At 69.2% G+C, this 16,184-nt stretch carries 13 protein-coding genes and 1 pseudogene; 5 read left to right on the top strand and 9 right to left on the bottom strand.

Annotated elements, in window-relative coordinates:
• The 3 genes and pseudogenes from VF522_RS13050 to VF522_RS13040 all read right to left on the bottom strand — a co-directional run.
• Window positions 1–200, bottom strand: a pseudogene (locus tag VF522_RS13050) (hypothetical protein); the annotation flags it as partial.
• Between the two features lie 60 nt (window positions 201–260).
• Window positions 261–521 carry a (2Fe-2S)-binding protein gene (locus tag VF522_RS13045; protein ID WP_330908703.1) on the bottom strand — a complete coding sequence of 87 codons (261 nt, stop codon included), beginning with the start codon at window positions 519–521 and terminating at the stop codon, window positions 261–263.
• Window positions 522–590: 69 nt separating this feature from the next.
• On the bottom strand, window positions 591–1,691 hold the full coding sequence (locus tag VF522_RS13040) for a PepSY-associated TM helix domain-containing protein (protein ID WP_330908702.1): 1,101 nt from the start codon (window positions 1,689–1,691) through the stop codon (window positions 591–593).
• A 127-nt stretch (window positions 1,692–1,818) separates the two neighbouring features.
• Between VF522_RS13040 and VF522_RS13035 the strand changes: the two genes are divergently transcribed.
• The 5 genes from VF522_RS13035 to VF522_RS13015 all read left to right on the top strand — a co-directional run bounded on the left by VF522_RS13035 (window position 1,819) and on the right by VF522_RS13015 (window position 9,606).
• The gene (locus VF522_RS13035) at window positions 1,819–3,903 is read left to right on the top strand and encodes a TonB-dependent siderophore receptor (RefSeq protein ID WP_330908701.1); all 2,085 of its coding nucleotides are present in this window, start codon (window positions 1,819–1,821) and stop codon (window positions 3,901–3,903) included.
• A gap of 11 nt (window positions 3,904–3,914) precedes the next feature.
• Window positions 3,915–5,861, top strand: a complete 1,947-nt coding sequence (locus VF522_RS13030; RefSeq protein WP_330908700.1) for a cytochrome c/FTR1 family iron permease — start codon at window positions 3,915–3,917, stop codon at window positions 5,859–5,861.
• Between the two features lie 133 nt (window positions 5,862–5,994).
• On the top strand, window positions 5,995–8,181 hold the full coding sequence (locus tag VF522_RS13025) for a TonB-dependent receptor (protein WP_330908699.1): 2,187 nt from the start codon (window positions 5,995–5,997) through the stop codon (window positions 8,179–8,181).
• Between the two features lie 11 nt (window positions 8,182–8,192).
• Window positions 8,193–8,921, top strand: coding sequence for a DUF4198 domain-containing protein (locus VF522_RS13020; RefSeq protein WP_330908698.1), 729 nt, complete (start codon window positions 8,193–8,195; stop codon window positions 8,919–8,921).
• Window positions 8,908–9,606 (top strand): PepSY-associated TM helix domain-containing protein, encoded by a 699-nt coding sequence (locus VF522_RS13015; protein WP_330908697.1) that lies wholly within the window; start codon window positions 8,908–8,910, stop codon window positions 9,604–9,606. Before VF522_RS13020 ends, VF522_RS13015 begins: the two co-directional genes overlap by 14 nt.
• Here VF522_RS13015 and VF522_RS13010 read toward each other — a convergent pair.
• From VF522_RS13010 to ahpC, 6 genes are all read right to left on the bottom strand, one after another.
• Window positions 9,590–9,781: a hypothetical protein gene (locus tag VF522_RS13010; protein ID WP_330908696.1), complete on the bottom strand. Its 192-nt coding sequence runs from the start codon at window positions 9,779–9,781 to the stop codon at window positions 9,590–9,592. The two genes, VF522_RS13015 and VF522_RS13010, sit on opposite strands and share 17 nt — an antisense overlap.
• Entirely contained in the window at window positions 9,778–10,926 is a 1,149-nt protein-coding gene (locus VF522_RS13005) for a PepSY-associated TM helix domain-containing protein (protein WP_330908695.1), read from the bottom strand. The genes VF522_RS13010 and VF522_RS13005 overlap by 4 nt, the downstream gene beginning before the upstream one ends.
• Window positions 10,926–13,139 carry a TonB-dependent receptor gene (locus VF522_RS13000; RefSeq protein WP_330908694.1) on the bottom strand — a complete coding sequence of 738 codons (2,214 nt, stop codon included), beginning with the start codon at window positions 13,137–13,139 and terminating at the stop codon, window positions 10,926–10,928. Before VF522_RS13000 ends, VF522_RS13005 begins: the two co-directional genes overlap by 1 nt.
• Window positions 13,140–13,304: 165 nt before the next feature.
• Entirely contained in the window at window positions 13,305–13,784 is a 480-nt protein-coding gene (gene bfr, locus VF522_RS12995) for a bacterioferritin (RefSeq protein WP_330908693.1), read from the bottom strand.
• A 113-nt stretch (window positions 13,785–13,897) separates the two neighbouring features.
• Entirely contained in the window at window positions 13,898–15,439 is a 1,542-nt protein-coding gene (gene ahpF / locus VF522_RS12990; protein ID WP_330908692.1) for an alkyl hydroperoxide reductase subunit F, read from the bottom strand.
• A 116-nt stretch (window positions 15,440–15,555) separates the two neighbouring features.
• Window positions 15,556–16,119, bottom strand: coding sequence for an alkyl hydroperoxide reductase subunit C (gene ahpC, locus VF522_RS12985; RefSeq protein WP_330908691.1), 564 nt, complete (start codon window positions 16,117–16,119; stop codon window positions 15,556–15,558).
• Window positions 16,120–16,184: the final 65 nt, after the last annotated feature.

Below are 16,184 nucleotides of genomic sequence, written 5' to 3'. Positions count from 1 at the left end.
GCCGGCGCGACCTGTGGTTGCGGCGGCGTGATGATCGCGCTCAGCAGCTCGACCGGCACGATCACTTCGGCAGCGCGGCGCAGCAGGCCCGTCTGCAGCGCCCACAGCGCGGCCACGTGCAGCAGCACGACGCTGCCGGCGATGAGCGCATTGCGCGTGTTGTGCGACATCGGGTCGCGATGGATCAGGGAAACGGACATGCTCTGACGGGCGGCCTCAGCGGCCCTTGCAGGCCCACCAGGCAGCGCCCAGGGCGAAGATCAGGCCGCCGACGAGGGCGAGGGAGCCCATGCGCGGCTGTCCCGGATGGCGGGGGAGACCTGCACCACCGCTTCGGAGTGCAGGGCGGCGACGGGATGGGAGGAGCAGCACTGCTCGACGATGCCGCGGGCGCAGGTTTCGCAGTTGCCGCACTGGGTGGCGACGCCCAGCTCGAACTGGATCTCGTCGAAGCTCATCCCGGCACGTGCATGGCGGGCAATCTCTCGATCGGAGACGCGGCGGCAGACACAGACGATCATGGACTTCGGACCTGTTGGCGTTGAAACTGGGGTCAGTATAAATGCGAATCCTTCTTATTTGCAAAGCCCCTATCTCTCCAAAGGTCGGGAATTGGGCCGCATCCAGTTGCGGGAAGTGGCCGGGCGGCGGCGCCACCACAGCCACAGACCCGAGCCGCCGAGTCCGGCCAGTGCCAGCCCCAGCAGGCCGACCAGCACGGCATGGAGCGGCCCACCCAGGTCGCCGGTGTGCAGCGGGTAGATCACGGAAATCGCCTTGTGGCCGAGGTCCAGCTGGTCCCATCGCTGGAGAGCCAGCACCTCGCCGGTTGCCGGGTGCAGCCACACCGAGCTCAGGCCGACCGGGTGCGGGTCGTCCGGCAGCTTGAGCCGGACCCGCACCGGCCGCGCGGTGTCGCCGCCCGATATCACGGAGCCCACCTTGCCTTGGGGCCAGCGGGCCTGCGCGATGCGGACCAGCTGGTCGAGGGGCATGGCGGACGCCGCCGCGGCGGCGCGCGGCACGACTGGGGCCGGCGCGGGTCGCTCGCCGGCGAGGCTGCTCACGAAGGGGCGTAGCGGCGGCCAGGACATGTAGGCGCCGGTGGCGACCGCGACCGCGAGGAACAGTCCGAGGAAAGCTCCGCCCAGGCCGTGGAGGTCGAACACGCTGCGCAGCGCGCCGGCACTCCAGCGCACCTGCAGCCTGGGCGGCCAGCGGTTCGGCCACCAGAGCACCAGTCCGGACAGCAGCAGCGCGAGGTAGGTCGCGGCCGCGGTCGTGAGTACCGCCTGCCCGCGTTCGCCGAGCAGCAGCGCGCTGTGGAGTTCGAACAGCAGGTTGTAGAAGCCTTCGCGTTCCCCGCGCCGGCCACGTTCGCGGCAATCGGAGGGGTCGACGTAGACCGTGCCGTTCCAGCCGCCGCGGACGCGGACCCACAGCGTGTCCGCGGCTTCCCGTGGCGGCCTGAAGGTGTAGCTGGCCGTCGGCCCGAACTCGCTGAGCAGGCGGGCTTGCACCGTTTCCAGCCGACAGGACGCCGCGCCGTTCTGGGCCCCGCGCGCGAACAGTCCCGGGTGCAGCGCCTGGTCCAGCGGATGCGCCACCGTGAGGGCGGCTCCAAGCAGCGCGGCGAGCACCAGCAGCCAGCCCAGAGTCAGGGCGCAATAGCGATGGGCTTTCAGCCACATCCGTCGGATAGCAGCACGTTTCATTGAACTACAATACGAATCATTCTCATTTAATCGATGATTCTATGTGCAGCCCGGCTGGCGCCATGACGACCGCTCTCCCGACGACGACAAGCCAATAACAGAGATGACCCCAGAAAGAAACTCGCGCGGCCTGGCCGCCACCCCCGTGTTCGCGGCCGTGCAGTTGCTCCTGGCTGCCGCCGTTCCCGCGGCGGTGCAGGCCCAGGCCGCTCCTGCGGTGCAGGCAACCCTGCCCACGGTCACGGTGCCTTCCGACTGGCTCGGGGCCCCGACCGAGGCGGCCGCCCGGAAGCACCCGGGCGCGCGCACCGTGCTGGAAGAGCGGGCCCTGAAGGAAACCGGCGCCCGCTCGCTGGAAGACGCGCTGCGGCAAGTGCCGGGCGTGACCGTCACCGACGAAAGCGGCACCGGCATCCTGCCCAACATCGGGGTGCGCGGCCTCAATCCGCTGCGCAGCGAGCAGGTGCTGCTGCTGCAGGACGGCATCCCCGTGACGCTGGCCCCATACGGCCAGACCGGCGCCTCGCTGTTCCCCTTGACGATGGAGGCCATCGAGGCCATCGACGTCGCGCGCGGCGGCGTGGCCGTGCACTACGGGCCCAACAACGTGGGCGGGGTGATCAACTTCATCACCCGGCGCATCCCGGCCAAGACCGCGCTCACGGCGAAGCAGTCGGTGACCGTCTCGCGCGGTGGCAACGTGCTCTCCGACAGCCATGCCCGCATCGGCGGCTTCGTCAACGACCGCGTCGGCCTGCAGCTGCAGGCGAACGTGATCGAGGGGCAGGGCGAGCGTGCGCACTCGGACACGTCGGTGCGCAACCTGATGCTGGACACCGAGTGGCTGCTGACCGGGCAGTCGGAGATCCGCGCCGGCCTGCAGCGTTACGAGACGCGCAACGAGCTGCCCGGTGCGCTCACGCCGCGCACCTACGCGCAGGACCGCACGCGCTCGACGCGGCCGCTGGACCGCTTCGACGGCGACACCACCCGCGGCAACCTCACCTACACGCATCGCTTCGGCAACGGCGGCGAGTTCAACTGGAAGAACTTCGGCCACCGCAGCGAGCGCATCTTCGCCTTCGGCAACGCCACCAACGCCGACGCCGCTTCGACGCAACTGCAGACCTCGCCGCGCCAGTTCAAGGTCTACGGCAGCGAGCCCAGCGTCAGTTTCAACGTCGGCGGCGCCGTCCCCCAGAAGGTGATGCTCGGCATGCGCTACATGCGCGAGGAAGTCGACTACAAGGTCGATGCGCGCACGCTCGCCACCGGCGCGTACGCGGTCACGCGCAACTGGCGCTTCGAGAACGACGCCTATGCCGCCTACCTGAGCGACACCTTCTCGCTGCTGGATGGCAAGCTGAAGGTGACGCCCGGCGTGCGCCACGAGGACGTGCGCCTGTTCTATCGCAACAACGCGACGCGCGCGGAGAACCGCGACACCACCCAGGATTGGCTGCCCGGCCTGGATGTTGGTTACCAGGTCACGCCCAGCGTCTTCCTGTTCGCCAATGCACACCGTTCGCTGCGGCCGGTGCAGTTCACGCAGATCACCTTCGGCGGCGACCTGGCCGCGGAGCGGGCGAAGAACTACGAGGCCGGCGCGCGCTGGGCCGCCACGCCGCAGGTGGACCTGTCGCTGACCGCATTCCGCTTCAGCTTCGACAACAAGCTGGAATTCGTCAACGCGGCGACCGGCTTCCGCAACCTCGGGCAAGCGGTGCACCAGGGCGCCGAACTCGAGGCGAAGTGGCGGCCGGAGGCGCTGCGCGGACTGGAACTGGGCGCGGCCTACACGCAGGTCGACACCGAGCAGCTCTCGGGCGCTTTCCGCGGCAAGGATCTGCCGTACGCGCCGCGCCACCAGCTCGCGCTTGCCGCCGGCTACCGCACCAACGGCTGGACCTGGAACCTTCATGGCCACTACCAGGGCGCCATGTTCAGCGACGGCGCCAACACGGTGGCGGAGAACGCGACCGGGTCCGTCGGCCGCATCCCGTCCTACTGGCTGTGGAATGCTCACGTGGGCTACGCCTTCGAGTGGGGTGGCACCCGCATGAAGGCCGGCCTGGGCATCAACAACCTGTTCGACCGCGACTACTACTTCCGCGGCGTGGATTACAGCCAGGGCCGCATGCCCCAGCCGGGCCGCGCGGTGCAGCTGAGCCTGCAAGTCGACCTCTAAGGAGAGCATCCATGCGTGCACAGCCAGCCTTCGCCCGCTTCTTCCTGCGTGCCTGCGTCGCGATCGCACTCGCCCTCTCTGGCTTCGCCGCTGGGGCAGCCACCTCCGAGGAACAGGCGCAGACCGTGATCCACATGCTGGACTACGTCAGCGTCGACTACCCCGGGTTCGTGAAGGACGGCAAGGTCCTCGACGAATCCGAATACCAGGAACAGCGCGAATTCGCCGGGCAGTCGGTCAAGCTGCTGGAGCAGCTGCCGGCGGCCGAGGGCAAGGAGGCGGTGCTCGCGAAAGCCCGCCAGCTGCTGGCGCGCGTCGACGCCAAGGAGGACGGTGCGGAAGTCTCCTCCCTGGCACGCGCTGTCGTAGCCGACGTGGTGCGCGTCTACAAGCTGGCGGTGGCGCCGCGGCAAGCGCCCGACCTGCAGCGCGCCGCGCAGCTGTTCGCGGCGAACTGCGCGGCTTGCCATGGCGCGGCCGGTCGCGGCGACGGGCCGCTGGCCAAGGGCATGGATCCTTCGCCCAGCAACTTCCACGATGACGCGCGCATGAAGCAGCGCAGCATCTACGGCCTCTACAACACGATCACGCTGGGGGTCGGCGGCACGCCGATGCGCGCGTTCTCCGAATTCAACGAGGGCGATCGCTGGGCCCTGGCCTTCCTGGCCGCGGGCATGCGCGCGCCCGCCGACACCGTGGCGCGCGGCGAGACCCTGTGGACGCAGGGCGGCGGCCGCGAGGCGCTGGGCAACCTGCGGGCGCTGGTCACCAGCGCGCCGCAGGCCGTGCAGCAGCAGGGTGGCGCGGATCTGGATGCGGTGCGCGCCTTCCTCACCGCGCGCCCGGAAGCGCTGGCCGCGGTGCGTGCCGATCCCCTGTCGATCGCGCGCGCACGCCTGCAGGACTCCATCGCGGCTTATCGCAAGGGCGACCGCCAGGCCGCGCGCCAGGCGGCGATCACCGCCTATCTCGAGGGCTTCGAGCTGGTCGAGGCGGGCCTGGACAACGTCGATGCCGACCTGCGCAAGGAGACCGAGCGCGAGATGATGGCCTTGCGCACCGCGATCGATTCCGCCGTTCCCGTGCAGGCGATGGAAGCGCAGGTGGGCCGCATCGACGCGCTGCTGGATCGCGCCGCCGAGCGGCTCTCGGGCGACGCCATGTCCGCCGAAGCGGCTTTCGTCAGCTCGCTGCTGATCCTGCTGCGTGAAGGCCTCGAGGCGATCCTCGTGCTCGCCGCCATCATCGCCTTCGTGCGCAAGACGGGACGCCGCGATGCGCTGCCCTACATCCACGCGGGTTGGGGCGGGGCGATCCTGCTGGGCGTGGCGACCTGGTTCGTCGCGGGCAGGCTGCTGAACTTCAGCGGCGCCGGCCGCGAAATGACCGAAGGCATCACCGCGCTGGTGGCCGCCGCCATGCTGCTCTACGTGGGCTACTGGCTGCATGGCAAGTCGAACGCGCAGGCCTGGGCCACCTTCATCCGCGAGCATGTCAGCGCGGCGCTCGAGAAGCGCACGCTGTGGGCGATGGCCGGAATCTCCTTCCTGGCGGTGTACCGCGAGCTGTTCGAGATCATCCTTTTCTACCAGACGCTGTGGGTGCAGGCCGGCGCCGAACGCCAGGGGGCGGTGCTGGCCGGCATGGGGACGGCCGTCGCCTTGCTGGCCATCACCGGCTGGGCGATCCTGCGTTTCAGCGTGCGGCTGCCGCTCGGTCCCTTCTTCACCGCGACGTCGGCGCTGCTGGTGGTGATGGCCGTGGTGTTCGTGGGCCACGGCGTGGCGGCGCTGCAGGAGGCGGGCGTCCTGCACGCCACGCCGGTGCACTTCGTCAACTTGCCGCTGCTGGGGATCCACGCCACGGTGCAGGGACTGGGTTCGCAGGCGGCGATGCTCGCGGCCATCGCCCTGATGCTTTGGCTGGGCCGGCGCACCCCCGCGGCCGCCCGGACCTGAGGCGGGAAGGAGTCATCGCGAACGTTTCTCGTTTACTAATGAGAATAGTTCGCATTACAATGCGTTGCATAGCCAGCCGTGGATCGTTTCCGGGCCAGCCAACAAGAAAAACCAATCCCACAAGGAAACTGCCATGGCTCGCGCCAGCGATTGCTTCGCCCTGCCTCCCTCGCGCCCCGCGCGTCTCTCCACCGCCATCGCTCTCGCCGTCGGCGGCGGCCTGCTGACCCTTGCCGTGCCTGCGTCCGCGCAGGACGCAACGCGCTCTCTCCCCACCGTGACCGTCAACGGGGACCGCAACGGCTCCGAGGGCTACACGCCCGCCGTCACTTCCACCGGAAGCAAGATCGCCGTGCCGCTGAAGGACCTGCCCGCGTCCGTGAGCGTCGTGCCGAAAGAGGCGCTCGAGGAGCAGGCGGCCAAGAACATGGGCCAGGCGCTGAGCAACGCCAGCGGCGTGCAGCCGGTCTACGCCGGCGGCTACGGCCTGGCCGACGCCTTCGTGATCCGCGGCCTGCGCGCCCGCTTCCTGCGCGACGGCCTGCCGGACGGCCCGCCGCTGCTGAACTACATCCGCAGCTTCGCCGACGTGGAGTCGATCGAAGTGCTGAAGGGACCTGGTTCCGCCCTCTACGGCAACGGCGCGCCCGGCGGCGTGATCAACCTGACCACCAAGCAGCCCAAGCGCCGCCTGCAGGCCGAGGCCTCGGCCACGGTCGGTGGCCTCGGCACCCGGCAGGTCACGGCCGACATCACCGGCCCGCTGTCCGAGGCCTGGGCCGGCCGCATCATCGCCAACGACTACCACACCGACGGCTACCGCGGCCTGCGCTCCGACGTGCGCGAGCTGGTGGGCAAGCTGGATTACGTGCCGAACGGCACCGATCGCGTGAGCCTGGGCTGGGACCACCGCGAGAACCGCGGCGTGATCGACAACTACGGCATCCTGTTCAACACGCGCGGGCAGATCGTCGGCGCCCCGCACGACGCCCGCTTCTACAGCCCCTTCAACCGTTCCAGCCAGGACCTCGACCGCCTGACCGCGGTGCACGAGCACCAGTTCTCGCCGGCGGCGTCGGTGCGTACGGCCCTGGTCCACGATCGGCGCGAGATCGATAGCGTGCGCAACGCCGGCGGCAACCCGGTCAATGCGGCCGGCGTCTTCAGCGGCCGCACCGGCCGCACGCAAAGCGATTCGGCCACGTACACCACCGCTTCCAGCGAACTGACCTGGAAGCCCGCCGGCCCGTTGAAGCAGACCGTGCTGGTCGGTGCCGAATACGAGCGGGTGCGCAACGACACCGTGCGCTTCAACTTCAACCTGCCGAACATCACCAACGCGCTCGCGCCCGTGGTGCCGGAGACCTCGCTGGCGGCGCAGACGCTGACGCCCTCGTTCAACAAGACGATCGGCTCGGACACCGTGTCGCTCTACGCGCAGGACCAGGTGGAGCTCTCCAGCCAGTGGAAGGCGCGTGCCGGCCTGCGTCTCGATCGCGCGCATTGGTTCGACGAAGGCATCGGCAATTCGCTGACCGTGCCCACGCGCGCCAACGTGCAGCGCAAGCTGGACGTGCGCGACACGCTCCCGAGCTGGCAGCTGGGCGTGGTGTACCAGCCGACGCAGACCGTCTCGCTGTTCGGCGGCGTGAACCAGGGCCGCTTCGTCGCCGTGCAGAGCGAAAGCGCCAACCTCGACCGCCTGCCGGAGGAATCGAGCCAGGTCGAACTGGGCGCGAAGACCAGCTGGCTGCAGGACAGGCTGAACGTCAACGTCACCTTGTTCGAGACCCGGCGCAAGAACTACCTGGTGACGCTGACGCCCGGCACGGATCCGGTGCCCGGGGGCCAGTCCAAGAGCCGCGGCGTGGAACTGGACATCATCGGCAACCCGATGCCGGGCTGGAACGTGACCTCGGCCCTGAGCTACGTCGATGCCCGCTCCACCGGCAACGAGCGCGCGTCCATCGCCGGCATCACCACCGGCGAGAGCGTGCACGACCGGTTCCTCGCGGCCACCCCCCGCTTCGCCGCCTCCTTCTGGACTTCCTACCAGCTGCAAGAGGGTCCGCTGAAGGGCCTCGGCTTCGGCGTCGGCCTCGTGCACAAGGGCGACACCTTCGCCGACTCGATCGAGAAGCTGCGCGTGCCCGGCTACACGGTCTACAACGCCGCCGTCTTCTACAAGCTGGGCTGGGGCGACATCGCCCTCAACGTGAAGAACCTGACCGACCGCCGCTACTACTCGGTGCCGACCTTCTCCGGCGCCTTGCCCGGCGATCCGCGCCAGGTGCTGCTGACCGTGCGCGTGCACATCTGAGGAAGTCCACCATGATCCGACGTTCCCTGCGTCACCTGTTGCTCGCCGCGCTGCTGCCGGCGTTCGCCGGCCCCGCCGCCGCCCACTATCTCTGGCTGGAGCGCGAAGGCGACGCCGCGCGCCTGTATTTCGGTGAAGCGGCCGAAGTGCGCGAGCAGTCGCCCGGCCGTCTCGACGAGATGCCGGCACCGCGGCTGTGGGACCTCTCTGCCGCCGCGGAACGCAAGCTCGCGCGCCGTGCCGGCTCCTTCCTCGGAGAGGGCCGCGTCGGCCCGCACCTGGCCGCGGTCGAAGAGGGCTATGCAGTGAAGGACTGGACCCGCTACGGCCACGGCGTGGTGAAGCCGCTGTTCTATGCGCGCTACAGCCCGTGGCCCGTGCGGCAGGCGGTGCCGGCCGCGCCCGAGTTGCGGCTGGACGTGCAGCCGCTTCCCGGTGCCGCGCCGCGCGCCGCCGTCCTGTTCGACGGCAAGCCTCTCGCCGGCGCGAAGCTGATCGTGACTGCGCCCAACGGCTGGCAGCAGGAGCACAAGGCCGACGAGCAGGGCCAGGTGGCGCTGGCGCTGCCCTGGCGCGGGCAGTACGTGCTGGAGGTGGTGCATCGCGAAGCGGTGGCGGGCGAGTTCCAGGGCCAGCGCTACGAAGCGAAGCGCCACCGCGCCACGCTGACGCTGGTGCGCCGCGACGGCCTCGCCGCGGCGGGCACCGGCACGCTGGCGCCCAAGCATGCGGAGCGCTGAGGCCATGCGCGTGGAGCAGGGCGGCATGGGCGGCGGCCGGCCGCAGCCTTCGCCGGCCGCCATCGCGCAGCGCCGGCGCGCCGCCTTCCTGCGCTGGCTGCGCCAGGTGCATGGCTGGCTGGGACTGTGGGCCGCTGTCTTCGGTTTCCTCTTCGGCGTGACCGGCATCGTGCTGGCGCACCGCGCGGTGCTGAAGCTGCCCGTCAGCAAGGGTGAACAGAGCGTCGTGCAGTACCGGCTGCAGGGTGAGCCGCGCACGCCGGCCGAACTGGGCGAGCAGGTCTCGCGCGCCTTCGGCTACGAGGGCCGGCCGCCGCGCATCGTGGCCGAACCGGCACGCGCCGTTTCGTGGAACAGCGTCGGCGTGCAGCAGCCTGAGCGCTGGGAGCTGCATTTCGCCCATCCGACGCGCGGCGCCAAGGTCGAATACTTCGTGGGCAGCGCCTCCGCACGCATCGAGAAGTTCGACGCCACGCTGATCGGCACGATGACGCGGCTGCACATGGCCACCGGCGTCAATGCGTTCTGGGTGCTGCTGCTGGATTCGATCGCGGCGAGCCTCATGGTGCTCGCGCTTAGCGGCACCTTGCTGTGGACGCAGATGCGGCCGCGGCGTTTGCTCACCGCGGTGCTGCTGCTCGGCGCGCCCGTATTGGCGGCCGGCTGGCTCACTGCCTCGCTTTGAAGGGGCGGCGCGGCCGCAGCCAGCACCAGGCGATCACCGCCACCGGCGCGCCCAGCGCGAACCAGGACCAGGCATCGCCCCAGCCGTCGGAGAACAGCGCGGAGGCGAGGCCGCTGGTGGTGAGCACCGCCAGCAGCAGGGGCCAGCCCCACAGGCGCAGGAAAGGGCTGTTCACGACGCACCTCCCGGCAGCGCGGCGCCGGCTTCCTGCGCGAGGGACTGCGGTTGGCGCCGCTGCAGCCAGAGATACAAGCCGCTGCCCAGCACCACGATCGTGGCGAGATCGAGCAGGGCCCACAGCAACTTCATCGGCATGCCGCCGTAATCGCCGAAGTGCAGCGGCTGCGACAGCAGCAGCAGCGCCAGGTACCAGGGCGGATCCGGCATCGCGGTGACGCGGGCCGTGCGCGCGTCCACCAGCACGGGCTGCAGCAGCCGCGAGGTGAGCGGCGTGGCGCCGCGCAGGTAGAAGGTCCAGTGGTGCGGGCTGGAGAACACCGTGCCGGGATAGGCGATGAAGGAGACGCGGGTGCCGGGCGCGGCCTTCATGGCCGCGTCCAGCGCCTGTTGCGCGGGTGCGCGCTCGGCCGGCGGCACGATGTCCCGGCCCTTGTAGGGAGCCACCAGCACGGCGAGCTGGTCCGCCTGCCAGTACTGCAGCAGCAGGTCGGCGGCGGTGTTGACCACGCCGGTGGCGCCGACCACGAAACCCCAGGCGAGGGTGACGATCCCCAGCAGGTTGTGCAGGTCCAGCCATTTCAGCCGCGCCGAGCGCTCGCGCCGCACCGTGCCGAATTCGATCTTGCGCATGAAGGGCGCGTACAGCACCACGCCGGAGACGATCGCCACCAGCAGCAGCAGGCCCATGGCGCCGAGGAACAGCTTGCCGGGCAGGCCGGCGAACAGGTCCACGTGCAGGCGGAACAACACGCCCATGAAGCCGTCGTCGAAACGCGGCTCGCCCAGCACGGTGCCGGTGCGGGCATCGACGGCGACCGAGTGGAAGTCGTCGGTCGGGGCCGGCGTGGGCGTGAGCGTGACGAACCAGAGGTCCTGGCTGTCCTCCGGCTGCGACGAGAACTGCACCACCCGCTCCGGGTGGCGCGCCTGCGCCGCGGCCAGCGCCCGGTCCAGGCTGATGCGCGGCGTGCCGGCGGGCATCGCCGGCGCCTCCACCTCGGTCCCGAGCAGGTGGCCGATCTCGTGGTGGAAGATCAGCGGCAGTCCGGTGATGCACAGAAGCAGCATGAAGAGCGTGCACACCAGGCTGCTCCACTTGTGCAGCCAGGACCAGGTGCGGAGGGCGCGGGCGCTGGCCATCAGAAGTCGACGCTGGCGCTCAGGGTGAAGGTGCGCGGCGCGCCGACCACCAGGTAGCCGATGCCGGGGAAGCCGCCGGCCGATGCCCAGTAGTTGCGGTTGGTCGCGTTGTCCACGCGCGCACGCAAGGTCACGGCGCGGCCGCCCACTTCGACGAGGTAGCGCGCGCCCAGGTCCAGGCGGGTCCAGCCCGGCACCTTCAGCGTGTTGGCCGAATCGACGTAGCTGCCGCCCGTGTGGACCACGCGTGCATCGAGCGCAAGGCGCTGCAAGGCGGGCACGTCCCATTCCGCGCCCAGCGTGGCCTGGAAGCGCGGCACGCCGATGACGCGCTTGCCGTCGGTCGTGGGCGATCCGGTCGATTGCTGGCGGGCGTCCAGCCAGGTGGCGCCGCCCAGCAGGCGCAGGCCGCGCGTGGCTTCGCCGAACAGGTTCAGTTCCGCACCCTGGTGGCGGTCGGCGCCGCCGTCGGTGAACACGCCGGAGGCGTCGACCAGGCCGCGCGGTTTGCGCGTGGAGAACAGCGCGAGGCTGCCGCCGAGGCGACCGCCGTCGTACTTGACGCCGATCTCCTTCTGCTTGGACACGTAGGGCGCCAGCGCCCGGCCTGCATTGGCCACCGGTCGGCCGTTCGCCGTCGCGGGCGCGGTGTCGCCCTGCGTGAGGCCCTCGATGTAATTGGCGTAGGCGGACCATTGGCGGTCGAACTTCCACACCGCCGCGACCGCGGGGCTGTTGCGGCTGCGCTCATAGGTGCTTTGCAGCTCGCCGGTGCCGAAGGCGTAGCTCGAGATCGCGAGCTTCTGGTGGCGCAGGCCGAGCGTGAGCAGCAGGCGATCGTCGACGAGCGACAGGGTGTCGCCGACCGCGAAGCTGGTCAGCACCGTGCGGCCGGTGCGCACCGGGTTGGCCAGGTCGCCGCCGAAGAAGGTGAACGGGCCGAAGGCCGGCTGCGGATGGGACACCGGCCTGTACAGGTTGGTGGCCAGCGTGTTGAGGAAATCGAAGCCGAAGGCGTTGTCGCGCTCGGCCTGGAAGCGCGCGGCCGACACGACCCACTCGTGGCCGATCGCGCCCGTGCGCAGCTTGCCGCGCAGCCCCACCTCGCCGGTGTCGACGCGGTCCTTGCGCGTGTTGTCGAAGCGCGAGGTGCTGGCGGCGCCGGTCGTGGCGTTGTCGACGGTCAGGTTGGCGAGCGAGTTCGCCTCGTTGCTGCGGCGCGCTCCGTAGGCGGCCCAGGCCGTCGTCGCCGGCGTCAGGTCCCATTCGCCGCGCAGCGTGCCGAACACGTCGCGTTCGTTCGAAAAGGACCAGGGCTGCGCGAAGTTCGACGACGCATCGGGCGGCGTGGGGACGCCGGTCACGGCGCCCAGCGACACGTTGGGCCGCGTGGCGCGCAGGCGGTTGTCCTGCCAGCCGAGGTCACCGGACAGGCGCACGTCGCGGCTGCGCCAGTCGAGGCCCACGGATGCCAGGCCCAGTTTCGCTTTCTCGCCGTCGACCGCCGTGCCGCCGTCGCGATAGGCCGCATTGACGCGGATGCCGGCGGCGCCGTCGGGGCCGAAGCGCCGGCCGATGTCGGCTGCCACGTTGCCCTGGCCGCCGCTGCCGGCCCCGACGGTGACCCGCGTGAGCGGCTCCTTGGTCGCGCGCTTGGGCAGCAGGTTGATGGAACCGCCGAGGCCGCCGCCACCGGGGTTGGCCCCGGTGAGGAAGGCGGAGGCGCCGCGCAGCACCTCGACGCGTTCGAACAGTTCGGTGGCGATGTACTGGCGCGGCAACAGGCTGAAGAGGCCGTTGTAGGCGACGTCGTCCGAGCCCAGGACGAAGCCGCGGATGAAGTACGACTCCTGGAAGTTGCCGAAGCCGCGCGCCACCCGCACGCCGGGGTCGTTCTGCAGCACCTCGCCGACGCTGCGGGCCTGGCGGTCCTGGATCAGGTCGTTGGTGTAGCTGGTGATGGAGAAGGGCGTCTCCTGCGCGTCCCGCGTGCCGAGGATGCCGGCGCGGCCGCCGCGCGCGACCTGCCCACCGGGATATGCGGGCGAGAGTCCCTCGGCCGAAGCATCGGCGCTCGCTTCGACCTTCACGGTCGCGAGGGTGCGTTCACCGGTCGCTGGCGCGGTCTGGGCGTGCGAGGCAGGCAGGTGAAAGGCGAGCGCTGCGGCGAACGCAACGGGAGTGAGTTGCAGGGAGCGGTGGAGAGCGGACATGGCGGGGCACAGTCAGGTTGCTGGCTGGCTCGCCACGGAGGGCTGGCTCGCGGAGGCGTTTATTCTACCCTGCAGATGAGAATGATTCTCATCTTATTGGGGCCGATTCCGGAAACGACGCGGCCAGCCCGAAGGCTGGCCGCATCAGGAAAGCGCCAAGGACGATCAGCTGGCCGCTTCGCCCATCTGCGACTGCAGGTAATTCTGCAGGCCGACCTTCGCGATCAGGTCGATCTGCGTTTCGAGGTAGTCGATGTGCTCCTCGGTGTCCTCGAGGATGCGCTCCAGGATCTCGCGCGAGATGTAGTCGCGCACGGTTTCGCAATGGGCGATGCCGACCTTCACCGCGGCCTGCGCGCCGCGCTCGCTTTGCAGGTCGCAATCGAGGATCTCGGGCACGTCCTCGCCGACCAGAAGCTTGCCCAGGTCCTGCAGGTTGGGCAACGCGTCGAGGAACAGGATCCGCTCCATCAGCTTGTCGGCGTGCTTCATCTCGCCGATCGACTCCTCGTATTCCTTCTTCGCCAGCTTGTCGAAACCCCAGTGCTTCAGGATGCGGTAGTGCAGGAAGTACTGGTTGGTCGCCGTGAGCTCGTTCCTCAGTTGCGCCTGGAGGTGCTGGATGACTTGCGGATCGCCTTGCATGTTCTTGTTTCCTTTCTGTCGGCTGCGCCGTATTGTCACGCAATCCGCATCGCGTGCGCCGCTTCTCCACACGCAGGCATGCGGCCTGCGTGTGAGAAGCGTTTTCATTCAGGTCACGAGCGGATCAGGTGGTCGAAGGCGCTCAGCGCGGCCTTCGCGCCGTCGCCGGCCGCGATGATGATCTGCTTGTAGGGCACGGTCGTCGCATCGCCGGCGGCGAACACGCCCGGCACCGAGGTCTGGCCCCTGGCGTCGACCACGATCTCGCCGTGCTTGGACAGCTCCACCGAGCCCTTGAGCCATTCGGTGTTGGGCACCAGGCCGATCTGCACGAACACGCCTTCGAGCTCGACGCGCTTTTCCTCGCCGCTGGCGCGGTCCTTGTAGGTCAGGCCGTCCACTTTCCGGTCGCCGGTGATCGCCGTGGTCTGCGCGTTCAGCAGCACCGTCACGTTGGGCAGCGAGTGCAGCTTCTTCTGCAGCACCGCGTCGGCGCGCAGCTTCGTGTCAAATTCGATCAGCGTCACGTGCCGCACGATGCCCGCGAGGTCGATCGCCGCCTCCACGCCGGAGTTGCCGCCGCCGATCACCGCCACGCGCTTGCCCTTGTAGAGCGGGCCGTCGCAGTGCGGGCAGTAGGCCACGCCCTTGTTCCTGAATTCCTTCTCGCCGGGCACGTTGACGTTGCGCCAGCGCGCGCCGGTCGTGACGATCACGGTCTTCGCCTTCAGGCTCGCGCCGTTCTCGAGTTCGATCTCGATCAGGTCGCCGCCCTTCAGCGCCTTGGCGCGCTGCAGGTTCATGATGTCCACTTCGTAGTGGCGCACGTGCTCTTCCAGCGCCAGCGCGAACTTCGGGCCTTCGGTTTCCTTCACGGACACGAAGTTCTCGATGCCCAGCGTGTCCAGCACCTGGCCGCCGAAACGCTCGCTGGCGATGCCGGTGCGGATGCCTTTCCGCGCGGCGTACACGGCGGCCGCGGCGCCTGCCGGACCGCCGCCGACGATCAGCACGTCGAAGGGCGCCTTCTCCGAGATCCTGCTCGCCTCGCGTTCGGCGCCGCCCTTGTCCATCTTGGCGACGATCTCTTCCAGGCTCATGCGGCCGGAGTCGAAGAAGGTGCCGTTCAGGAACACGGTGGGGACGCCCATGACCTGGCGTTCCCTGATTTCGTCCTGGAACAGGCCGCCCTCGATCATGGTGGCCTTGATGCGCGGGTTCTGGACCGCCATCAGGTTCAGCGCCTGCACGACGTCCGGGCAGTTGTGGCAGGTGAGCGAAACGTAGACCTCGAACTCGAAGTCGCCGTCGAGCGCCCGGATCTGCTCCAGCAGTGCCTGTTCCACCTTGGGCGGATAACCGCCTACCTGCAGCAGCGCCAGCACCAGCGAGGTGAACTCGTGGCCCATGGGCAGGCCGGCGAAGCGCGGGCCGCCGGTCTCGCCGGGACGGTTGATCGCGAAGGAGGGCGTGCGTACGTTGGCACCCGGCACTTCCTTCACGGCGATCAGCCCGGAGGTCTCGGCGATGTCCTTCAGCAGTGCACGCATCTCGCCCGAGGTGGGCGTGTCGTCGAGCGCGGCATGGATCTCGACGGGCTGCGAGATGCGTTCGAGGTAGCTGGCGAGTTGGGCTTTGAGGCTGGCTTCGAGCATGGGAGATCCTTCCGTGTTCTGCAAAAAATAAAGGGCCGCGGCGGTTCGCGCCGGGCCCTTTGCGGCGACACGGCAACCGGGGTGGCCGGCTGCCTGATCGCGGGGGGTCGTGCCGTTTAGATCTTGCCGACCAGGTCCAGCGACGGGGCGATCGTCTTGGCGCCTTCGTTCCACTTGGCCGGGCAGACTTCGCCCGGGTGCGAGGCGGTGTACTGGGCAGCCTTCAGCTTGCGCAGCGTTTCCTTGACGTCGCGGGCGATCTCGTTGGAGTGGATCTCGGCCGTCTTGATGGTGCCTTCCGGGTTGATGATGAAGGTGCCGCGCAGCGCCAGGCCTTCTTCCGGGATGTGCACGCCGAAGGCGTTGGTCAGCGTGTGGGTCGGGTCGCCGACCAGGGGGAACCTGGCCTTGCCCACGGCGGGCGAGGTCTCGTGCCACACCTTGTGCGAGAAGTGCGTGTCCGTCGTCACGATGTAGACCTCGGCGCCCAGCTTCTGGAACTCGGCGTAGTTGTCGGCGGCGTCTTCCACTTCGGTGGGGCAGTTGAAGGTGAAGGCGGCCGGCATGAAGATCAGCACGGACCACTTGCCCTTCAGGGACTCGTCGCTCACCGGGACGAACTTGCCGTTGTGGAAGGCTTCGGTCTTGAACGGCTGGATTTGGGTGTTGATCAGGGACATTGCTTTCCTCTATTGCTGATAACGTGTTGATGAATCGTGTCTATGGAGAATAAGGCATGTTCACC

It is taken from the genome of Ramlibacter sp. (assembly GCF_036383835.1).
Classification (GTDB): domain Bacteria; phylum Pseudomonadota; class Gammaproteobacteria; order Burkholderiales; family Burkholderiaceae_C; genus Ramlibacter.
The sequence above is the reverse complement of the archived record's forward strand: the minus strand, read 5'-3'. Positions and strand labels throughout refer to the sequence as shown.

What these genes read in the sequence shown, in the direction of transcription:
- VF522_RS13045 (WP_330908703.1), bottom strand. Translation starts at nt 521, where the DNA reads ATGATCGTCTGTGTCTGCCGCCGCGTCTCCGATCGAGAGATTGCCCGC.
- VF522_RS13030 (WP_330908700.1), top strand. Translation starts at nt 3,915, where the DNA reads ATGCGTGCACAGCCAGCCTTCGCCCGCTTCTTCCTGCGTGCCTGCGTC.
- ahpF (WP_330908692.1), bottom strand. Translation starts at nt 15,439, where the DNA reads ATGCTCGAAGCCAGCCTCAAAGCCCAACTCGCCAGCTACCTCGAACGC.
- VF522_RS13015 (WP_330908697.1), top strand. Translation starts at nt 8,908, where the DNA reads ATGCGGAGCGCTGAGGCCATGCGCGTGGAGCAGGGCGGCATGGGCGGC.
- VF522_RS13000 (WP_330908694.1), bottom strand. Translation starts at nt 13,139, where the DNA reads ATGTCCGCTCTCCACCGCTCCCTGCAACTCACTCCCGTTGCGTTCGCC.
- VF522_RS13020 (WP_330908698.1), top strand. Translation starts at nt 8,193, where the DNA reads ATGATCCGACGTTCCCTGCGTCACCTGTTGCTCGCCGCGCTGCTGCCG.
- VF522_RS13040 (WP_330908702.1), bottom strand. Translation starts at nt 1,691, where the DNA reads ATGTGGCTGAAAGCCCATCGCTATTGCGCCCTGACTCTGGGCTGGCTG.
- VF522_RS13035 (WP_330908701.1), top strand. Translation starts at nt 1,819, where the DNA reads ATGACCCCAGAAAGAAACTCGCGCGGCCTGGCCGCCACCCCCGTGTTC.
- VF522_RS13025 (WP_330908699.1), top strand. Translation starts at nt 5,995, where the DNA reads ATGGCTCGCGCCAGCGATTGCTTCGCCCTGCCTCCCTCGCGCCCCGCG.
- VF522_RS13005 (WP_330908695.1), bottom strand. Translation starts at nt 10,926, where the DNA reads ATGGCCAGCGCCCGCGCCCTCCGCACCTGGTCCTGGCTGCACAAGTGG.
- bfr (WP_330908693.1), bottom strand. Translation starts at nt 13,784, where the DNA reads ATGCAAGGCGATCCGCAAGTCATCCAGCACCTCCAGGCGCAACTGAGG.
- ahpC (WP_330908691.1), bottom strand. Translation starts at nt 16,119, where the DNA reads ATGTCCCTGATCAACACCCAAATCCAGCCGTTCAAGACCGAAGCCTTC.